The following is a 17,002-nucleotide window of genomic DNA, read 5'->3' as shown; positions in this document are numbered from 1 at the left end:
AGGCGGTTGGGCCGATTAGGCTGTATCAGCGTTGACGTCTCCAGCCACACCGGTGTGCTGTGTAGAAGACCGCGCGCCGAGAGGCAGTGATACTCAGTGACACTCAGTGATACCCAGGGAGCCGCCGTGAGCGAGACCGCGCAGCGAACACCGTCCATCGATCCGCAAAAGGCCACACTGACCTTCCCCGGAGGGTCGGCGGACTTCCCGATCGTGCGCGGCACGGCCGGCGCGTCCAGCCTGGACATCTCGAGCCTCACCCGCCAGACGGGCCTGATCACCCTCGACTCCGGGTTCGTCAACACCGCGGCAACTCGTTCGGCGATCACCTTCATCGACGGCGATAAGGGCATCCTGCGCTATCGCGGCTACCCGATCGAGCAGATCGCCCAGAACTCCAACTTCCTCGAGACTGCCTGGCTGCTGATCTACGGGGCCCTGCCCAGCGCGAGCGAGCTCGGCGCCTTCGACCAGAGGATCCGCCGGCACACCCTGCTGCACGAAGATCTTCGACGCCTCTTCGACGTGCTGCCCTACAACGCGCACCCGATGTCGGTGCTGTCGTCCGGAACCTCGGCGCTGGCCGCGTACTACCAGGACGCGCTCGACCCGAACGACCCGATCCAGGTCGAACTGGCCACGGTGCACCTGCTGGCCAAGCTTCCGGTGATGGCGGCCTACGCCTACAAGAAGAGCATCGGGCAGGCGTTCCTGTACCCGGACAACTCGCTCGGCTACGTCGACAACTTCCTCCGGCTGATCTTCGGCACCCTGGCCGAGCCATACGAGGTGAACCCCGTCGTGAGCAAGGCGCTCGAGCGCCTCCTGATGCTGCACGAGGACCACGAGCAGAATGCGTCGACGTCGACCGTGCGCCTCGTCGGGTCGACAGAGGCCAACCTGTTCGCGTCGGTGTCCGCCGGGATCAACGCCCTCTCCGGGCCTCTGCACGGCGGCGCGAACGAGGCCGTGCTCAAGATGCTCGGCGAGATCAAGGCCTCGGGCGAGGGTGTGGAGAAGTTCGTCGAACGGGTCAAGAACAAGGAACAAGGCGTGCGCCTGATGGGCTTCGGCCACCGGGTCTACAAGAACTACGACCCGCGGGCCACCCTGGTGAAGGAGAGCGCCGACGAGGTTCTCGCCGCGCTCGGCGTCAAGGACGACCTGCTCGACATCGCCAAGGAACTCGAGCACATCGCGTTGAACGACGACTACTTCCGGGAACGCAAGTTGTACCCGAACGTGGACTTCTACACCGGCGTCATCTACAAGGCGATGGGTTTCCCGACGAGCATGTTCACCGTGCTCTTCGCCATCGGCCGTTTGCCCGGCTGGGTCGCGCACTGGCGTGAGATGAACGAAGACCCGACGACCAAGATCGGCCGTCCCCAGCAGTTGTACATCGGCTCGCCGGAGCGCAACTTCCCGAAGCGCTGAGGCGGGGCGGGCGGGTTACCGGCCCGCCCGGAGCAGCAGGGTATCGGTCGCGGCCGCACGAACGGCGGCGAGGGAGAACGGCCAGGGTCTGGTCTTGTGATGCTGCCACAGCGGCGTCTGGTCGGCGTAGTTCGGGTGGAAGGCGTGGCCTGAGCTGCCGGTCAGGTTCAGCCAGGTCGACTCGTCCCAGTCGGCCAGGCTGACCACTTCGCGCATCGAGGGCACCCAGTCGACCGTGTAGCCGGCCGTGGCGTCCCAGCCGACCGCGTCGATCACGGATGACCCGCCGGCCAGTTCGTACGGCCCGCGGTTGAACAGCCACTCCAGTGGGGCCACGCCCGACTTGCCGAAGCTGGCGTTGGTGACCTCGAGGGTGTGGATGCTGCCCCAGCGCCAGGTGGAGGCATCCGGCCCCATCAGCCGCTCGCTCTCGGCGGCGGCCTGCTTGAGAACCCGCTGGAGCATGCTGTCCCGGCCCGCCGACCCGACCCTGGCGCTCTTCCACCAGGGCGAGTCAGGCTCGTCGAGCAGGGCGATCACGACCGCGTAGGCCCGGTCGCCGCCGGTGAGCCAGGTGGACTTGGGTAGTTTCGTGTCGAACAGGTCGACCAGGAGGTTGCGCCAGACGATGTTGAAGTAGGCGGCGGCGGCGCTGTCGCTCTCCAGTAGGTAGTCCCAACCGTCGAACAGGGCCAGGGCGGCGCGGGTCTGCTCCGTCGGCTTGATCGCCTGCAGCATCGGCACGAGCCGCGCGGCGAGCGGGCTGAACGTGTCGGCCTGGATCTCGCTCATCATGGCCGGCGTCATCGGCGTGCCGGCGTCGATCAGCGCCTGCAGTCGGGCGGTGATCTCCGTCGCCCGGTAGCCGAGGTCCCAGTCCCTGGTGATCAGGTAGGGGTAGTCGGGTCCGACCGGGGCGTTGTTGGCCGTCACGATGAAACCGTTGGGCGGGTTCAGCGACTGCGGCAACGCGTCGAACGGGATGTACCCGTCCCAGCCGTACTGGCTGGTCCAGCCGGGCACCGGGACCGTGCCGTCGCCGGCCCGGCGGATCGGGATCAGGCCGGGCGCCTGGTAGCCGATGTTGCCGTCGACGTCCGCGTAGACGAGATTCTGCGACGGCACGTCGAACAGGGAGGCCGCCTGCCGGAAGCCGGCCCAGTCGGTGGCCGCGCCGAGCGCGAAGATGGCGGTCGCGGTGTGCCCTGGCGTCAGGGCCGTCCACTGCAGCGACAACTGGTAGCCGGTCTCCACGGTGGCTGGCGGCAGATCGACCGCGCCCGGGTAGTCGGCGGCGATGGCAGGGAAGGCGCTGCCCTCCAGCCCGCTCACGATCGGGCCGTGTTCGGTCGACCGGATCTCGATCTGCACCGGTGGGCCGCCGGCGACCCTGATCTTCTCGCGGCGTACCTGGATCGGCTTGGCCGCGCCGTCGTATTCGTAGCTGTCCCCGGTGACCTTCTCGAGGTAGAGGTCGGCGACATCCGGGCCCAGGTTGGTGAAGCCCCAGGCGATCCGCGCGTTGTGGCCGATGATGATCCCGGGAAGCCCGGAGAAGCCGTAGCCGGCCAGGTCGAAGGGGCAGTCCGCGGTCACGGTCCTACAGCGCAGGCCCACCTGGTACCAGACCGACGGCATCACGGCGCCCAGGTGCGGGTCGTTGGCCAGGATCGGCCTGCCGGTCGCGGTATGAGATCCGGACACGACCCAGGAGTTAGAGCCGATCTCCCCGCCGGCTGGCCCGAGCAGCTCCGGCACGGCCGCGAGAGTGTCGTGCAGGCCGTTCAGCGACGACGCCATTGCGGCCTCCGCGCCGGCCGCCAGGGTCGTCGGCGCCACGGCTTGGGTCACGGGCTGCGTCACGGATGCCGCAACGGCCCCCGCGGTGGCGGGCATCCCCCCGACGATGGTCGGATGCGCGGCGTACGGGTAGTCCGGATGCAGGCGGGCGACCTCCGCGGGGTTCAGGCTGCCGGCCAGCATGGCTCGGTCGATCTCGTCGTCGAGGTTGGAGCGCAGGTCCCAGGCCATCGCCTTGAGCCAGGCCACGGAGTCGGCCGGGGTCCACGGCTCGGGCGTGTAGCCCGGGTTCTGCAGGGCGAGTACCGCGTATTCGAGGGAGAGGTCCGCGCCGCTGTGCCCGGCCAGGTAGGCGTTCACCCCGTCAGCGTATGCCTGGTAGTAGCCGAGGGTGACCAGGTCGAGCAGCGCCACCTCCTGTTCCGCCACGGCCCGCCACCCGAGGGTGCGGATGAAGGTGTCGGTGCCGACCTGGCTCCTGCCGAACAGTTCGGAGAGCCGCCCGCTCGTCACGTGCCGACGGAAGTCCATCTCCCAGAACCGGTCCTGGGCGTGCACATAGCCCTCGGCCTTGAACAGGTCGCCCGCGCTTCGGGCCAGGATCTGCGGGATGCCGGCCCGATCCCGGTACACCGTCACGTCATCGCCCAACCCCGTCAGCGTCGCCTGCCCGGAGAGGGCGGGGAAGGAGCGCGCGACCGTCCAGACGCCCAGGCCGACGGCGACCAGGGCGAGGCTGAGCACGACCGCGAGCACGGCGAGGGCGGACCTGATCCTGCGGTGGCGCCTGCTGCGCGGTGCGTCTGTGCCCACATCACTCCTTTGTGACTGGCAGCGTACTCCCGGGCAGGAAGCCGCTACGCGTGCAGCTGCTCGTTCAGCAGGATCCCCGTTCCACTGCGCTGCAACACCTCGACCGCCCCGGAGACCGAGTTGCGGCGGAAGAGCAGGTTCGGCACCCCGGACAGTTCGACGGCCTTCATCGTGCGGGCCTGGCCCTCCGCGGTGCGCGGCTGGTCGGGCAGCGTGACCTTGGTGCCGGCTGTCACATACAGTCCGGCTTCGACCACGGTGTCGTCGCCGATCGAGATGCCGACGCCGGAGTTGGCGCCGAGCAGCGCGCGTTCTCCGATCGATACCCGCTCGGTGCCGCCGCCGGAGAGCGTGCCCATGATCGAGGCCCCGCCGCCGATATCAGCGCCGTCGCCGACGACGACGCCCTGGGAGATCCGGCCCTCGACCATCGACGTGCCGAGCGTGCCGGCGTTGAAGTTGACGAAACCCTCGTGCATGACCGTGGTGCCGGGGGAGAGGTAGGCGCCCAGGCGCACCCGGGACGCATCCGCGATCCGCACCCGGTCGGGCGTGACGTAATTCAGCAGCGGGGGGAACTTATCGATCCCGGTGGCCTGGATGCCGGCCCGCTGCAGCGCCGGACGGAGCCTGGCAAAGTCGGCGGGCAGCATCGGGCCGGCGTTGGTCCAGGCCACGGTGGGGAGGTGGCCGAAGATGCCGTCGAGGTTGATGCTGTTCGGGCGCACGAGGAGGTGGGACAGCAGGTGCAGCCGGAGGTAGGCATCCGAGGTGCCTGCCGGGGCCGCGGCCAGGTCGATCTCGACGGTGACGGCCTCGACCCGGACGGCCCGGCGGCGGTCGTCGCCGGCGAACTCCTCCAGCTCGGACGGCACGATCCAGCGGTCACGGCCGGCCGGCAGTGTGCCGAGTCGGGGGGCCGGGAACCAGGTGTCCAAAACCGTGCCGTCGCCGGCGACCGTGGCCAGGCCGTACCCCCAGGCGTTGGCGGGGACGGTGGACTGCGGGGACACTGCGGTGCTCATGGCTCTAGATTAGTAGGATGCCCCTCAACCTCGTGACCCTGGACCTCTCCGCCTCCTCGATCGATCTGACCAGGGCGATCTGCGACATCGAGTCGGTGTCCGGCACTGAGACGGCGCTGGCCGACGCCATCGAGCACGCCCTCGCCGGGCAGGGCCACCTCGAGATCATCCGCGACGGTGACACGGTCGTGGCCCGCACGAACCTCGGCCGGGCGCAGCGGGTGGTCATTGCCGGCCATATCGACACGGTGCCGCTGAACGGGAACCTGCCGACCCGGTTCGAAACCCTCGACGGGGTGGACTACCTCTGGGGCCGCGGCACGGTGGACATGAAAGCCGGCGTGGCGGTTCAGCTCAAACTGGCCGCCGAACTGACCGACCCTGCCGTCGACGTGACCTGGATGTGGTACGACCACGAGGAGGTGTCCGACGACCTCAACGGCCTCGGCCGGCTCGCCCGCAACCGCCCCGACCTGTTCGTCGGCGACTTCGCCATCCTCGGCGAACCGACCAACAGCCAAGTCGAAGGCGGCTGTAACGGCAACGTGCGGATCGAAATCCGCACCTTCGGTCTGCGCTCGCACTCCGCGCGCAGTTGGGTGGGCGACAACGCCATCCACAAGGTGGCCCCGATCCTCGACCTGCTGGCCGGTTACCAGGCGCGCGAGGTGGAGGTCGAGGGCCTGGTCTACCGCGAGGGGTTGAACGCCGTCGGCATCAGCGGCGGCATCGCCGGCAACATCATCCCCGACGAGTGCATGGTGCACGTCAACTACCGGTTCGCGCCCAGCCGGTCGGGCCCCGAAGCCATCGCGCACCTCACCGAACTGTTCGGCGGCTACGAGATCACCGTCGTCGACCTGGCCGAGGGCGCCCGCCCGGGCCTCGACGCGGTCCTGGCCCAGGAGTTCCTCGTCGCCGTCGGCGGAACGGCACGCCCCAAGTACGGCTGGACGGATGTCGCGCGCTTCTCCGCGCTCGGAATCCCCGCCGTGAACTATGGCCCCGGCGACCCGCTCAAAGCCCACGCGGACGACGAACGCGTCGCCCTGCACCAGATCACGGAGTGTGAGGACGGACTCCGTTCGTGGCTGACCGCATCCGCCGGCTGAACCCCGGCGCCCCGGCCCGGCCAGGCCGCCTGACGGCCCGGTTCCGTCCGGCGCCCTGGTGGGCCGGGGTAGCGGCGATCTGGGCGGCCTCCCGGATCGTGACCACGACGCTCGTGCTGCTGCTCGCCCGGGCCCAGGGTGCGAACCCCTGGACCGCCGCGAGCCCCGGCTACGCCGACTTCGCAAACATCTGGGACGGACGCTGGTACAACATCGTCGCCGTGGCCGGCTACCCGTCCGTGCTCCCGGTCACCGTCGACGGTCACGTCGCGGAGAACGCGTGGGCGTTCATGCCGGGCTACCCGGCCGTGGTGCGCCTGCTGATGATTGTGCTCGACCAGCCGTGGGCGCCGATGGCGGTACTGGTCTCGCTTGCCTTCAGCCTCGGCAGCGCCCTGTTGTTCTACCGGCTGATGCTGCGGGTGCTCGGCGAGCCGACGGCCCTGTTCGCCGCCGTGCTGTTCTGCGTCGCGCCGCTGTCCCCGATCCTGCAGTTCGGCTACGCCGAGTCGATGTACCTGTTCTTCCTCACTCTCGCCCTGCTGCTGCTCCTCGAGCGGCGGTACGTGCTGCTCTTCCCGGTGATCCTCGTGATGGCGTTCACCCGGCCGAGCGGGCTCGCCTTCGCACTGGCCATGGGCTTGCACCTGCTGCAGCGCTGGCTGAGCAGGGCAGGAGACCCGTTCCCGATCCGGGAGCGGGTGGTCGCGGCATCCGTTGCAGGGTTCAGCGCGGCCTGCGGCCTGGCCTGGCCCCTCATCGCCTGGGCGGCGACGGGGTCGATGACGGCGTACACCGACACCGAGCTGGCCTGGCGGTCGGCCTACATCGGCTACCAGGAGCTGGTGCCGTTCACCGCGTGGTTCCAGAGCGGCGTGTGGTGGCTGGGGATGCCGCTGGGCATCGTGATCGTCTCCGCCCTGGTCCTCGGCTTCGCGGCCCTGTTGTACGTCTCGCCGGTGCGCCGGCTGGGCGTCGACCTGCGGTTCTGGCTGGCCGCCTACGGACTGTACCTGCTCGCGGTGTTCTTCCCGCAGTCGAGCACCTTCCGGTTGCTGATGCCGCTGTTCCCCCTGCTCGGCGCCGTCGCCATACCGAAGAACCCGATCTACCGGGCGGCGGTCGTGCTGCTCTTCATCGCGGGCCAGATTGGCTGGCTCCTGCTCTGCTGGGGGGTCGACGGAGCGGACTGGACACCCCCCTAATTACTGTCTGGGGCGGTAATGGTCGATAATGGAAGTTCAGACGAATGAATGGAAGGGGAGTTCATGGCGGCCATGAAGCCACGGACCGGAGACGGGCCAATGGAGGCTGTAAAGGAGGGGCGCCTCATCATCGTGCGTGTTCCGCTCGAGGGTGGAGGCCGACTTGTCGTCTCTGTGAACGACGCCGAGGCCAAAGAGCTCCACGATGCGCTCGCCGGCGTAGTCCAGCCGACCGTATAGTTTTATCGATCGGCCGCGCAGCACTGCTGCGCGGCCGATTTTTTTGTGCCCGGACGTGCCCGTCCGGGCAGGTCAGGCGCGGATCTTGGTGATCTGGAGCAGGCCGTCGCCAACGGGCGAGAGGGCGCTGATCACCGCGGTGGAACCGGCGATCTCGGCCAGGAGGGTGCGGAAGCCGGTGGCCACGTCGTCTCGCTGAGCAGGGTTGGCCACGCGCCCTCGCCAGAGGGCGTGGGCGACGAGCACCGTTCCGCCCGGGCGGGCCAGGCGCAGGCCGTGCTCAACGTATTCGATCACCGAGTGAGGGTCGGCGTCGACGAAGACGATGTCGTAGGAATTCTCGTTCATCCGGGGCAGCACCTCGGCGGCCTTGCCCGTGATCAGGCGCACCCGGTTCGAGCGGATGCCGGCCTCGGCGAAGCTGGCCCGCGCGTGCTGCTGGTGGTCGACCTCGGTGTCGATCGAAGTGAGCGTGGCGCCCGGCGCACCGGTGAGCAGCCAGATTCCGGAGACGCCGGCCCCGGTACCGACCTCGAGGATGCTGCGGGCCCCGGTCGCGGCGGCGATCACGGCCGACTGCGCGCCGACGGCGGGGGAGATCGCGTCGATTCCCAGTTCGAGGGACTGCTGCCTGGCCCTGGCCACGGCGTCGGACTCGACGACGGAATCGTCGGAGAACTTCCAGTTCAGATCTTTGTCAGACAAGCGCAACTCCAGTGGGTGATTGGGTCCAGCCTAGGGGCGGGGCCGCTCTGGTCGGGGGAAGCCTCGCCGGGGGTTATTCTGAGGGAATGTTTGGTCTGACGTTCGAGAAGATCCTCCTGATCGGGATCGTCGCCGTCTTCCTGCTCGGACCGGAAAAACTGCCGCACTACGCCGCCCAGCTCGCGCGCCTGGTGAAACAACTGCGCGACATGGCGAACGGGGCCAAGGAGCGCATGCGCGACGAGATGGGGCCCGAGTTCGACGACGTCGACTGGAAGAAACTCGACCCGCGCCAGTACGACCCGCGTCGCATCATCCGTGAGGCGCTGATCGACGACGACGGCGCGGTGAAGGAGCAGTCGGCGACGGTGTCCCGGGCCGTGCCGAACCCCGACGGCGCGTACCTGCAGCGCAAGCGCGCCCGCGAGGCGGCCCTCGCCGCGGCCGAGCCGCCCCCGTTCGACTCCGAAGCCACCTGACCGGTGGCCGGCAGCGGCCGGCGCGGGCTGAGGGCGGGTCTCAGATGGTGAACGTGGTCCGGGTTTCGGCGCCGAGCTGGTGCGCGAGGGTGCTCGCGGCCTTCCTGAGTCGGTGGGTGATCGCATCCAGTCCGGAGTCGAGGCGATCACCGGGGACGGTGACGGCCAGGGCCGCGATCACGCCGGGCGCCCGCACCGGAACGGCGACGCAGGAATGCCCGAGCCGGTAGGCTTCCCGGTCCACGGTGGATTCAGCCCCGCGCTGAAGATGGTTGAGCACGGCGCGTCGGCTGGTGGTCATCCGCGGGGTGAACCGGACCTGCGGATGCCGGGTGAGGTACTCGGCCCGCTGCTCCCGGCTCAGCTGGGCCAGGATCTGCTTACCAAGGGCGGTGGCATGCGCGCCGTCGGCCAGCCCGGACCAGAGTTCCGGGCGAGGAACCCCGGCCTGGTCGACGATATCGATCAGCCGCACGTCGCCGCCGCTGAACCGGGCCAGGTACGCCGTCGCCTCCTGCTCCTCCGCGACGCGCCGCAGGGTCTGCCGCACCATGGCGAGGAAGACCCCGGCGTGCTCGCTGCCGCGCAGGCTCGGGAAACGATGACCGAGCACCAGCCCGTCGGGCTCGGCGGCCAGGTACCCCTCGTGCACCAGGGTGCGGGTGAGGTTGTAGGCCGTGCCCAGGCTCAGCCCCGCGGCGTTAGCGATGGCCTTGACCGGCAGCGGCCGGGCGGCCGTGGCGACGATGTCCACCAGTTTCAGGGCGCGCTGCACGGAGGAGATGAGGGTCTGGCGATCCTGTGACATCTGGCTCCCGCACGAGTGACTATTCGGAACAGGATAGACAGGCGGCTCAGAACTGGAAAGGGGTTGCGTGGGAGGAAACCCCGGGCCGGGGACGCCCGGCCGCAGGCACGAACCTCCCGCGCGGCGAAATCCCGGGGCGCTACGCTGATGCCAGGGAAGGTGCTCATGTCGAACAAACCCGTCAAGGTCAAACGGATGAACAAGGCGCTCTACGAGGCCGAGCTTCGCCGGCTGCAGACCGACCTGGTGTCGATGCAGCAGTGGGTGAAGGAATCAGGGGCCCGCATCGTCGTGATCTTCGAGGGCCGGGACGCGGCAGGCAAGGGCTCGGCCATCAAACGGGTCACCGAGTACCTCAACCCGCGCAGCGCCCGGATCGTGGCCCTGCCGGTGCCGACCGAGCGGGAACGCGGCCAATGGTACTTCCAGCGCTACGTGGAGCACCTGCCGTCCACCGGTGAGATCGTGCTGATGGACCGCTCCTGGTACAACCGCGCGGGGGTCGAGCGGGTGATGGGATATTGCACTCCTGACGAGTACCGCCGATTCCTGCACCAGGCTCCCCTCTTCGAGCGGATGCTGGTCGAAGACGGCATCCTCCTCGTCAAGTACTGGTTCTCGGTGTCAGATCACGAACAGGAGGCGCGGTTCCGATCCAGGCAGAACGACCCGATGCGTCGCTGGAAGCTCTCAGAGACCGACCTGCTGTCGATCACGAAGTGGGTCGACTACTCCAAGGCGAAGGACGAGATGTTCGTGCACACCGATATCCCGGAGGCGCCGTGGTGGGTGGTCGAGAGCGACGACAAGCGCGCCGCGCGCCTGAACATGATCAGCCACCTCTTGTCGATCGTTCCCTACGAGCACAGCGAGCCGGCGGCCGTGAAGATCCCGCACCGACCGACCGGGTCCGACTATGAGCGGCCGCCGCGGGAACTGAACCGTCCGGTGCCCGACTATGCGGCGGCGCTCGCCGTCGTCGACGGGAAACCAAAGTTGAACCCGCCGCCGAAACCCCCGAAGGCCTAACGCCCCGAAGGCCCGTCAGAACCCGGGCCAGGAGCAGCACCCGACGGCGGTGGGCGGCGGCGATGAGCGACGGGGACAGCGGGGGAGGCCGGCATCCGGCCGGTCTGGGCCGACCGCTTCAGTAGCCGCAGCGGTCGGCAATCCAGGTGTAGAGCCGGGCGCGAAGTGCGTCGTCGACGGCCAGGTCCCAGTCGCCTGCGCGTTCGGGGGAGCCCGGCCCCACCGTGACGCGCACCGTGAGCGGGAACACGGTTCCGCGTTTGTCCTCGGCGATGGCGTGCGGGTCGCAGCGGGCCGGGCGCAGGCCGAGCGAGATCCGGGTCGGCGGCGTGGTCGCATCCAGGGTCAGCCCGACCGGCCAGTCGAGCCCGGTGGCCGAGGCGAGGAGTGGCGTCGAACCCGCCTGGTCGATGGTGGCGACGCCTGGCCCGCCGGTCGGGGTCAGCGTGAGGTCGAGCCAGGCGGTGGAGACCGGCCCGGCGCCGTCGACTCGAAGCTTCGGGGCCACGTCGATGCGGAGGACCTGCCGCAGTGCGCCGGCCAGGCAGTCCTCTCCCTCGATCCGGTCGAGGGCGCCGGTGTCGTCCAGCGCCGGCACCGTCGCGGTGGCCGGGACGTTGGCTGAGTCGGTGCCCGGCACGGCCCAGGCGAGGGTAAGCGTGTCCACCGGCGCCGGGCCGGCGTTGGTGACGCTGAGCTCGAGCACCCGGTCCGCATAGTCGAACCTGGTCTGGTAGATCCGGACGCTCACACCGTGCGGCAGGCCGTCGGCGCCCGTGGGGGCAACCGGGGTCCCGCTCGTGGCAGGGATGCCGGGGTGGTCCGGTGTGCTCGCACAGCCGGTCGTGCCGGCGAGGATGCCCGCGAGCAGCAGCGCCACCGGCAGCCGGGTGGACCAGTCCGGGCGGCGCGCACGCACGGGGGCTACCTCGGCGAAATGCCCAGGCTGCGACCGGACAGCCCGCGGGCGCGGGTGGCGAGCCGGTCGGCGACGGCCTGGATGGCGATGGCCGCCGGGTCGAGGGGGTCTCCCAGCACGACCGGCAGCCCCGAGTCCCCGCCGCTGCGCAGCGGTACGCTCAGCGGAACCTGGGCGAGCAACGGCACGGGGGTCTCCTGGCCGTGGCCGAGCCGTCGGGCGACCTCGGCGCCGCCGCCGGAGCCGAAGATGTCGAGGACGCTGCCGTCGGCCTGCACGATCCCGGCCATGTTCTCGATCACGCCGTAGATCGTCTGCCCGGTCTGCCTGGCCACCACGCCGCTGCGCTCCGCGATGTCGGCGGCGGCAGGCTGCGGCGTGGTGACGACAATGACGTCGGCCTGGGGGAGCAGCTGGCCGACCGAGATGGCCACGTCACCGGTGCCCGGCGGCAGGTCGAGCAGCAGGATGTCGAGGTCACCGAAGTAGACCTCGGTGAGGAACTGGTTGATGGTGCGGTGCAGCATCGGGCCGCGCCAGGCGACGGCCACGGAGGAGTCGTCGACGAACATGCCGATCGAGATGACCTTCACGTCGAAGGCGATCGGCGGCAGGATCATGTCGCCGACCTGGGTCGGCTTCACCGCGGTTCCCTTGTCGCTGCCGGGAGCCGGCGGCCCGATGAGGCCGAGCAGGCCGGGGATGGAGAAGCCGTAGACATCCGCGTCGACGATGCCGACCCGGAGCCCCCGGGCGGCGAGGGCGACGGCGAGGTTCGCCGTGATCGTGGACTTGCCGACGCCGCCCTTGCCGCTGGTGATGGCGTAGACCCGGGTCAGGGAGTCCGGCCCGAATTGGCTGGTGCGAGCGCCCTTGCCGCCGCGGAGCTTCTCGGTCATGGCGCGGCGCTGCTCGCGGGTCATCACGGTCACGTCCACGCTCACCCGGCCGGTACCGGCCACGGACTCGGCCGCCTCACGCACATCGCGTTCGATCTGGCGCGCGGCCGGGCAGCCGGCGATGGTCAGCCGGAGACCGACCGTGGTGTGGCCGTCGGCGTCCACCTCGACCCCTGCGATCATGTCGAGTTCGGTGATCGGGCGACGGATCTCGGGGTCGATCACGCGCACGAGGGCTGCGAGCACCCCGTCGCGGGTGCGCTGGTCGTCACTCACTCCGGGGACGCTCCTCACGCGGGCGTGCCGGCGCCGGGTCGTGTTCGTGGTCGCGCTCACCCTTGCGGGCGCGCTTGCGTTCGCGTTTGTCCTGGTCTTCGCGCTCCTCGAGGTTTTCGAGCAGCGACCGGAGCTCCGCGCGGAGGAAGTCCCTGGAGGCCAGGTCCTTCATGCCCAGGCGCAGCGCGACGACCTCGCGGGCGAGATACTCGGTATCGGCCAGGTTCCGTTCGGCGCGCTGGCGGTCCTGCTCGAACTGCACCCGGTCGCGGTCATCCTGCCGGTTCTGCGCCAGCAGGATCATCGGCGCCGCATAGGAGGCCTGCATGGACAGGACCAGGGTCAGCGCAATGAAGCCCAGCGACACCGAGTCGAAGCGCCAGGCCGGCGGCGCGAGCGTGTTCCAGGCAATCCAGCCGACGGCGAAAAAGGTCAGGCCGAGCAGGAACCACGGGGTGCCCATGCCGCGGGCGATGGCCTCGGTGAACCGGCCGAACCGGTCGCTGCTCGGGCGGTTGCGGTCTCGGTTCCGCTTGCGGCCGAGTGCGGCCGTGCGCAGTCCCTTGGGCGAGTCGAGACGGAGATCCGATTGGTTAGCTCGGGCCATTGCCGGTCCTCCTTCCGTGGTGCAGGGGGATGCTTCCCGTGGTCAGGTCGGTGCGGGCTGCGGCCCGGCGGCGCACATCGTCGTTCCCATCGTGACTTCGCCAGTCGTCCGGCAACAGATAGTCGAGGACATCGTCAATCGTCACCACCCCGACGAGCCGGTGATTGTCGTCGACGACGGGAACCGAGACGAGGTCGTAGCTGGCGAGGATGCGGGTGACCTCCGCCGCCGAGGTGTCGGCGGTGACGGGGTCGAGACCCTGGTCGAGCAGCGTGCCCAGACGCTCGTGTGGCGGGTAGCGCAGCATCCGCTGGAAATGCACCATGCCCAGGAAGCGGCCCGTCGGTGGTTCGTAGGGCGGCAGGGTCACGCAGATAGCCGCGCCGAGGGCGGGAGCGAGGTCGTGGCGGCGGATCAGGGCGAGACCTTCGGCGACCGTGGCGTCGGCGGAGACGATGATCGGCTCCGTGGTCATCAGGCCGCCGGCGGTGTCGGGGGCGTAGGTGAGCAGGAAGCGCACATCGTCCGCCTCCTCCGGTTCCATCAGGTCGAGCAGCTGCTCGCCGTGTTCCTCGGGCAGCTGCGCGATCAGGTCTGCGGCGTCGTCCGGCTGCATGTGGTCAAGCACGTCGGCGGCGCGGGCGTCGCCGAGCCTGGTCAGGATGCCCACCTGCTCGCGCTCGGGCATCTCCTCGAGCACGTCGGCGAGGCGGCCGTCCGGCAGCTCCCCGGCGACCTCGTACATGCGTTCCGGCGGCAGGTCGAGCAGGGTATTGGCGAGGTCGGCGGGCTTGAGGTCCGAGTAGGTGGCGATGAGCTGCTCGGCGGACTGGGCCTGGCCGGCCGTGGCCTGCTCCCGCACCTCTGCCCAGGCGGCGAACGCCGTGGCTCCCTTCGCGAACAGGGACAGGCTCGTTTTGGGGCGGCGCACGAAGAGTTGGCTGATCGCCCAGCCGCCCTGCGCGGATTCCTCAATCGAGACATCCTCGACGGTGGCCTCGCCGGAGCCGTCGTTGAAGACAACGGTGCGACCGAGCATCTCGGCGATCACCCGCACCTCGCCGCCGCGCTGCTCGAAACGGCGCACGTTGATCAGGCCGGTGGTGATGATCTGGCCGGAGCCGATGCTCGTCACCCGGCTCATCGACACGAACACGCGTCGTTTGCCCGGGATTTCCACGATCAGGCCGACCACGAGGGGCGGGTCGTTTTTTCGGTAGACCACCAACACGTCGCGTACTTTGCCGACGCGGTCGCCCGCGGGGTCGAAGACGGTACACCCGGCCAAACGGGCAACGAAGACTCTGGTGGCACTCACAGTACAAATCTAGGGCACCTTCAGGGGATAACGGTGCTGTGGGAGAATGGCGGCATGAGCAACCAAAGCCCTTTCGGCGCCCGCGGCCCCGCACTCTTCCCCGTTCTGCCCAAGGGAGAGGTGCTCGCGACGTACGAAACCTACTTCGAGGCGCAGGCCGCGGTGGACACTCTCGCGAAGGCGGACTTCCCGGTCAAGAAGCTTTCCATCGTCGGCAACGACCTGAAGAGCGTCGAACGGGTCACCGGCAAACTCACCTGGGGTCGGGTCGCTCTCGCCGGGGCGGCATCCGGCGCCTGGCTCGGTGTCTTCTTCGGGTTGCTCTTCTTCATCTTCTCGCCCGCGGGCGCGGGGCTGCCATTCGTACTCGCCGCGGTGCTGATCGGTGCCGGATTCGGCATGTTGTTCGGGGTCGTCAGCTACGCGCTCAACCGCCGCCGCCGCGACTTCACCTCGACCATGCAGGTCATCGCGAGCAACTACCAGGTGATCGTGGATGCGACCCTGGTCAATCGGGCGCGCAACCTGCTCGCCGGGCACGCCCAGTCCGAGGCCGTGGCGCCGGCCGTGCCGCATCCGTCGGAGCCCCCGCGCAGCGCCGACCCGGTCACCCCGCCCGCCCCGCCGGCCCCCGAGGCCTGACCCCCGCCGGGCTCGCCTCGCAGCGCCACCACGTATCCGCGAGAGTGCACTTTTGGCCCCTTCGCGTGGCGCGAGGGGGCCAAAAGTGCACTCTCGCGGGTGGGGAAGAGGGACGGCACGAGAGGGTTGAGGGGGCGGCGATCAGGCGGTGAGGGCGGCGATCCAGGCCTCAACATCGGCTGAGGTGCGGGGGATGCCGGCGGACAGGTTCTCCGGGCCGTCGACGGTGATCAAGATGTCGTCTTCGATCCGCACGCCGATGCCGCGGAACTCGGCCGGCACGGTGAGGTCGTCGGGCTGGAAGTACAGGCCGGGCTCGATCGTGAACACCATGCCCGGCTCGATCACTCCGTCCATGTACATGTCACGGCGGGCCTGGGCGCAGTCGTGCACGTCGAGACCGAGGTGGTGGCTGGTGCCGTGAACCATGTAGCGGCGGTGGTGACCGTTGTCGGGCAGGAGCGCCTCCTCGGCGGTGACGGGCAGCATGCCCCACTCCGCTGTACGACGGGCGATCACGGCCATGGCGGCGGCGTGCACATCGCGGAACACCGCGCCGGGGCGGGCGACGGCGAAGGCGGCATCCGCGGCCTCGCGCACGGCGTCGTAGACCCGGCGCTGCACCGGCGTGAATGTGCCGTCTACCGGAAGGGTACGGGTGATGTCGGCCGTGTAGTAGCTGTCGACCTCGACCCCGGCGTCGAGCAGGATCAGGTCGCCCGGCGTGACCGGCCCGTCATTGCGGGTCCAGTGCAGGATGCAGGCATGGACGCCGGACGCCGCGATGGTGTCGTAGCCCACCGCGTTGCCGTCCGAGCGGGCACGGGTGTTGAACACGCCCTCGACCAGGCGTTCGCCGCGCAGGTGGGAGCTGGACCGGGGCAGGTCGCGGATGACGTCGTCAAAGCCGTGCGCGGTGGCTGCAACGGCGAGGCGCATCTGGCCGATCTCGTAGGAGTCCTTGACGAGGCGCAGCTCCGAGAGGTCGCGGGCGAAATGGTCGTCCGGTTCGTGCTCGGCGTTGATCTCCAGGCTGAACGGGGAGTCTGACGCGTTGGTGGTGAGTACCTTCTCGGCGGCGAAACGCAGCCGGGCCTCGTCGACCTCGTCGGTGAATACCGGGTCGGCTTCGCGCACGACGACGGTCTCGCTGTCCACGGCCTCGAGAACGGCGGCCAGCTCGGCGATGCCGCGCACCTGCAACACAAGGTCGGCGCCGACCTGGACGATCGACGGGCGCGGGCCGATCCAGAACTCGCCGATGTCGGGGTTCGCGTAGAACTCGTCAGAGTCGCGGCCTGCGCGCTCCCGGAAGTAGAGCGTGGCGTCGTGGCCGGCCTCGGTCGGCTCGAGGACCAGCACGGCCCCCGGCTCGGAGTCGCTGCCCCAGCCGGTCAGGTGCGCGAAGGCGGAATGCGCGCGGAAAGCGTAGTCGGTGTCGTTGGAGCGTTGCTTGAGCCGGCCGGCCGGGATGATCAGCCGGGTCCCCGGATAGATCGCGGAGATCCTGGCCCGACGGGCCGCCGCGAACGGGGCCTGCTCGCGCGCGGACGGCAGTTCGGCGGTGCGCTCGGCCCAGGAGCCGGAGATGTACGCCTTGAAACCCGCCGACCCGGGCGTCGTGGAACGGTTCTCGTTCGATCGGGGGGCAGGGGTGATCGCGGATTCGCTGGGAGAGGCCATGAGGT

16 protein-coding genes are annotated in these 17,002 nt (G+C 69.5%); 7 read left to right on the top strand and 9 right to left on the bottom strand.

The window, feature by feature from the left end; translation table 11 throughout:
• The first annotated feature begins 126 nt into the window (after nucleotides 1-126).
• Nucleotides 127-1,437, top strand: a complete 1,311-nt coding sequence (locus tag E3O19_RS10120; RefSeq protein ID WP_134567251.1) for a citrate synthase — start codon at nucleotides 127-129, stop codon at nucleotides 1,435-1,437.
• A gap of 15 nt (nucleotides 1,438-1,452) precedes the next feature.
• Here the strand turns inward: E3O19_RS10120 and E3O19_RS10115 are convergent, their stop codons facing one another.
• Nucleotides 1,453-4,050 carry a penicillin acylase family protein gene (locus E3O19_RS10115; protein WP_134567249.1) on the bottom strand — a complete coding sequence of 866 codons (2,598 nt, stop codon included), beginning with the start codon at nucleotides 4,048-4,050 and terminating at the stop codon, nucleotides 1,453-1,455.
• A 44-nt stretch (nucleotides 4,051-4,094) separates the two neighbouring features.
• The gene (dapD, locus tag E3O19_RS10110) at nucleotides 4,095-5,075 is read right to left on the bottom strand and encodes a 2,3,4,5-tetrahydropyridine-2,6-dicarboxylate N-succinyltransferase (protein WP_134567247.1); all 981 of its coding nucleotides are present in this window, start codon (nucleotides 5,073-5,075) and stop codon (nucleotides 4,095-4,097) included.
• A 17-nt stretch (nucleotides 5,076-5,092) separates the two neighbouring features.
• Between dapD and dapE the strand changes: the two genes are divergently transcribed.
• The 3 genes from dapE to E3O19_RS10095 all read left to right on the top strand — a co-directional run bounded on the left by dapE (nucleotide 5,093) and on the right by E3O19_RS10095 (nucleotide 7,632).
• The gene (dapE, locus tag E3O19_RS10105; RefSeq protein WP_134567245.1) at nucleotides 5,093-6,187 is read left to right on the top strand and encodes a succinyl-diaminopimelate desuccinylase; all 1,095 of its coding nucleotides are present in this window, start codon (nucleotides 5,093-5,095) and stop codon (nucleotides 6,185-6,187) included.
• Entirely contained in the window at nucleotides 6,163-7,392 is a 1,230-nt protein-coding gene (locus E3O19_RS10100) for a glycosyltransferase family protein (RefSeq protein ID WP_241981311.1), read from the top strand. Before dapE ends, E3O19_RS10100 begins: the two co-directional genes overlap by 25 nt.
• Nucleotides 7,393-7,455: 63 nt before the next feature.
• Entirely contained in the window at nucleotides 7,456-7,632 is a 177-nt protein-coding gene (locus E3O19_RS10095; RefSeq protein WP_104099180.1) for a DUF3117 domain-containing protein, read from the top strand.
• Nucleotides 7,633-7,704: 72 nt separating this feature from the next.
• Here the strand turns inward: E3O19_RS10095 and E3O19_RS10090 are convergent, their stop codons facing one another.
• Nucleotides 7,705-8,337 carry an O-methyltransferase gene (locus E3O19_RS10090; RefSeq protein ID WP_134567243.1) on the bottom strand — a complete coding sequence of 211 codons (633 nt, stop codon included), beginning with the start codon at nucleotides 8,335-8,337 and terminating at the stop codon, nucleotides 7,705-7,707.
• A gap of 86 nt (nucleotides 8,338-8,423) precedes the next feature.
• On the opposite strand from E3O19_RS10090, the gene E3O19_RS10085 reads away from it, so the two are divergent.
• Nucleotides 8,424-8,816 (top strand): sec-independent translocase, encoded by a 393-nt coding sequence (locus E3O19_RS10085; protein WP_134567241.1) that lies wholly within the window; start codon nucleotides 8,424-8,426, stop codon nucleotides 8,814-8,816.
• Between the two features lie 40 nt (nucleotides 8,817-8,856).
• Here E3O19_RS10085 and E3O19_RS10080 read toward each other — a convergent pair whose 3' ends face one another.
• Entirely contained in the window at nucleotides 8,857-9,624 is a 768-nt protein-coding gene (locus E3O19_RS10080) for an IclR family transcriptional regulator (RefSeq protein WP_134567239.1), read from the bottom strand.
• A 165-nt stretch (nucleotides 9,625-9,789) separates the two neighbouring features.
• Between E3O19_RS10080 and ppk2 the strand changes: the two genes are divergently transcribed.
• Nucleotides 9,790-10,653: a polyphosphate kinase 2 gene (gene ppk2, locus E3O19_RS10075; protein WP_241981310.1), complete on the top strand. Its 864-nt coding sequence runs from the start codon at nucleotides 9,790-9,792 to the stop codon at nucleotides 10,651-10,653.
• 118 nt (nucleotides 10,654-10,771) lie between these two features.
• Here the strand turns inward: ppk2 and E3O19_RS10070 are convergent, their stop codons facing one another.
• From E3O19_RS10070 to E3O19_RS10055, 4 genes are read right to left on the bottom strand one after another with little or no spacing between them, the layout of a single operon-like run.
• Nucleotides 10,772-11,572 carry a hypothetical protein gene (locus tag E3O19_RS10070; RefSeq protein ID WP_134567237.1) on the bottom strand — a complete coding sequence of 267 codons (801 nt, stop codon included), beginning with the start codon at nucleotides 11,570-11,572 and terminating at the stop codon, nucleotides 10,772-10,774.
• A gap of 5 nt (nucleotides 11,573-11,577) precedes the next feature.
• Nucleotides 11,578-12,747 carry an Mrp/NBP35 family ATP-binding protein gene (locus E3O19_RS10065; protein ID WP_241981309.1) on the bottom strand — a complete coding sequence of 390 codons (1,170 nt, stop codon included), beginning with the start codon at nucleotides 12,745-12,747 and terminating at the stop codon, nucleotides 11,578-11,580.
• On the bottom strand, nucleotides 12,740-13,354 hold the full coding sequence (locus tag E3O19_RS10060; protein WP_134567235.1) for a DUF1003 domain-containing protein: 615 nt from the start codon (nucleotides 13,352-13,354) through the stop codon (nucleotides 12,740-12,742). The genes E3O19_RS10065 and E3O19_RS10060 overlap by 8 nt, the downstream gene beginning before the upstream one ends.
• Nucleotides 13,341-14,672 carry a magnesium transporter MgtE N-terminal domain-containing protein gene (locus E3O19_RS10055; RefSeq protein WP_134567233.1) on the bottom strand — a complete coding sequence of 444 codons (1,332 nt, stop codon included), beginning with the start codon at nucleotides 14,670-14,672 and terminating at the stop codon, nucleotides 13,341-13,343. The genes E3O19_RS10060 and E3O19_RS10055 overlap by 14 nt, the downstream gene beginning before the upstream one ends.
• A gap of 54 nt (nucleotides 14,673-14,726) precedes the next feature.
• On the opposite strand from E3O19_RS10055, the gene E3O19_RS10050 reads away from it, so the two are divergent.
• Nucleotides 14,727-15,314 (top strand): YflT domain-containing protein, encoded by a 588-nt coding sequence (locus tag E3O19_RS10050; RefSeq protein ID WP_134567231.1) that lies wholly within the window; start codon nucleotides 14,727-14,729, stop codon nucleotides 15,312-15,314.
• A gap of 141 nt (nucleotides 15,315-15,455) precedes the next feature.
• On the opposite strand, the gene E3O19_RS10045 is transcribed toward E3O19_RS10050, so the two are convergent.
• A complete protein-coding gene (locus E3O19_RS10045) occupies nucleotides 15,456-16,997 on the bottom strand; it encodes an aminopeptidase P family protein (protein WP_241981308.1) in 1,542 nt (513 codons plus the stop codon).
• Nucleotides 16,998-17,002 lie beyond the last annotated feature (5 nt).

The sequence above is a fragment of the Cryobacterium algoritolerans genome (assembly GCF_004402785.1).
Taxonomy (GTDB): Bacteria; Actinomycetota; Actinomycetes; order Actinomycetales; family Microbacteriaceae; genus Cryobacterium; species Cryobacterium algoritolerans.
This window is presented reverse-complemented; position numbering and strand designations above follow the sequence as displayed.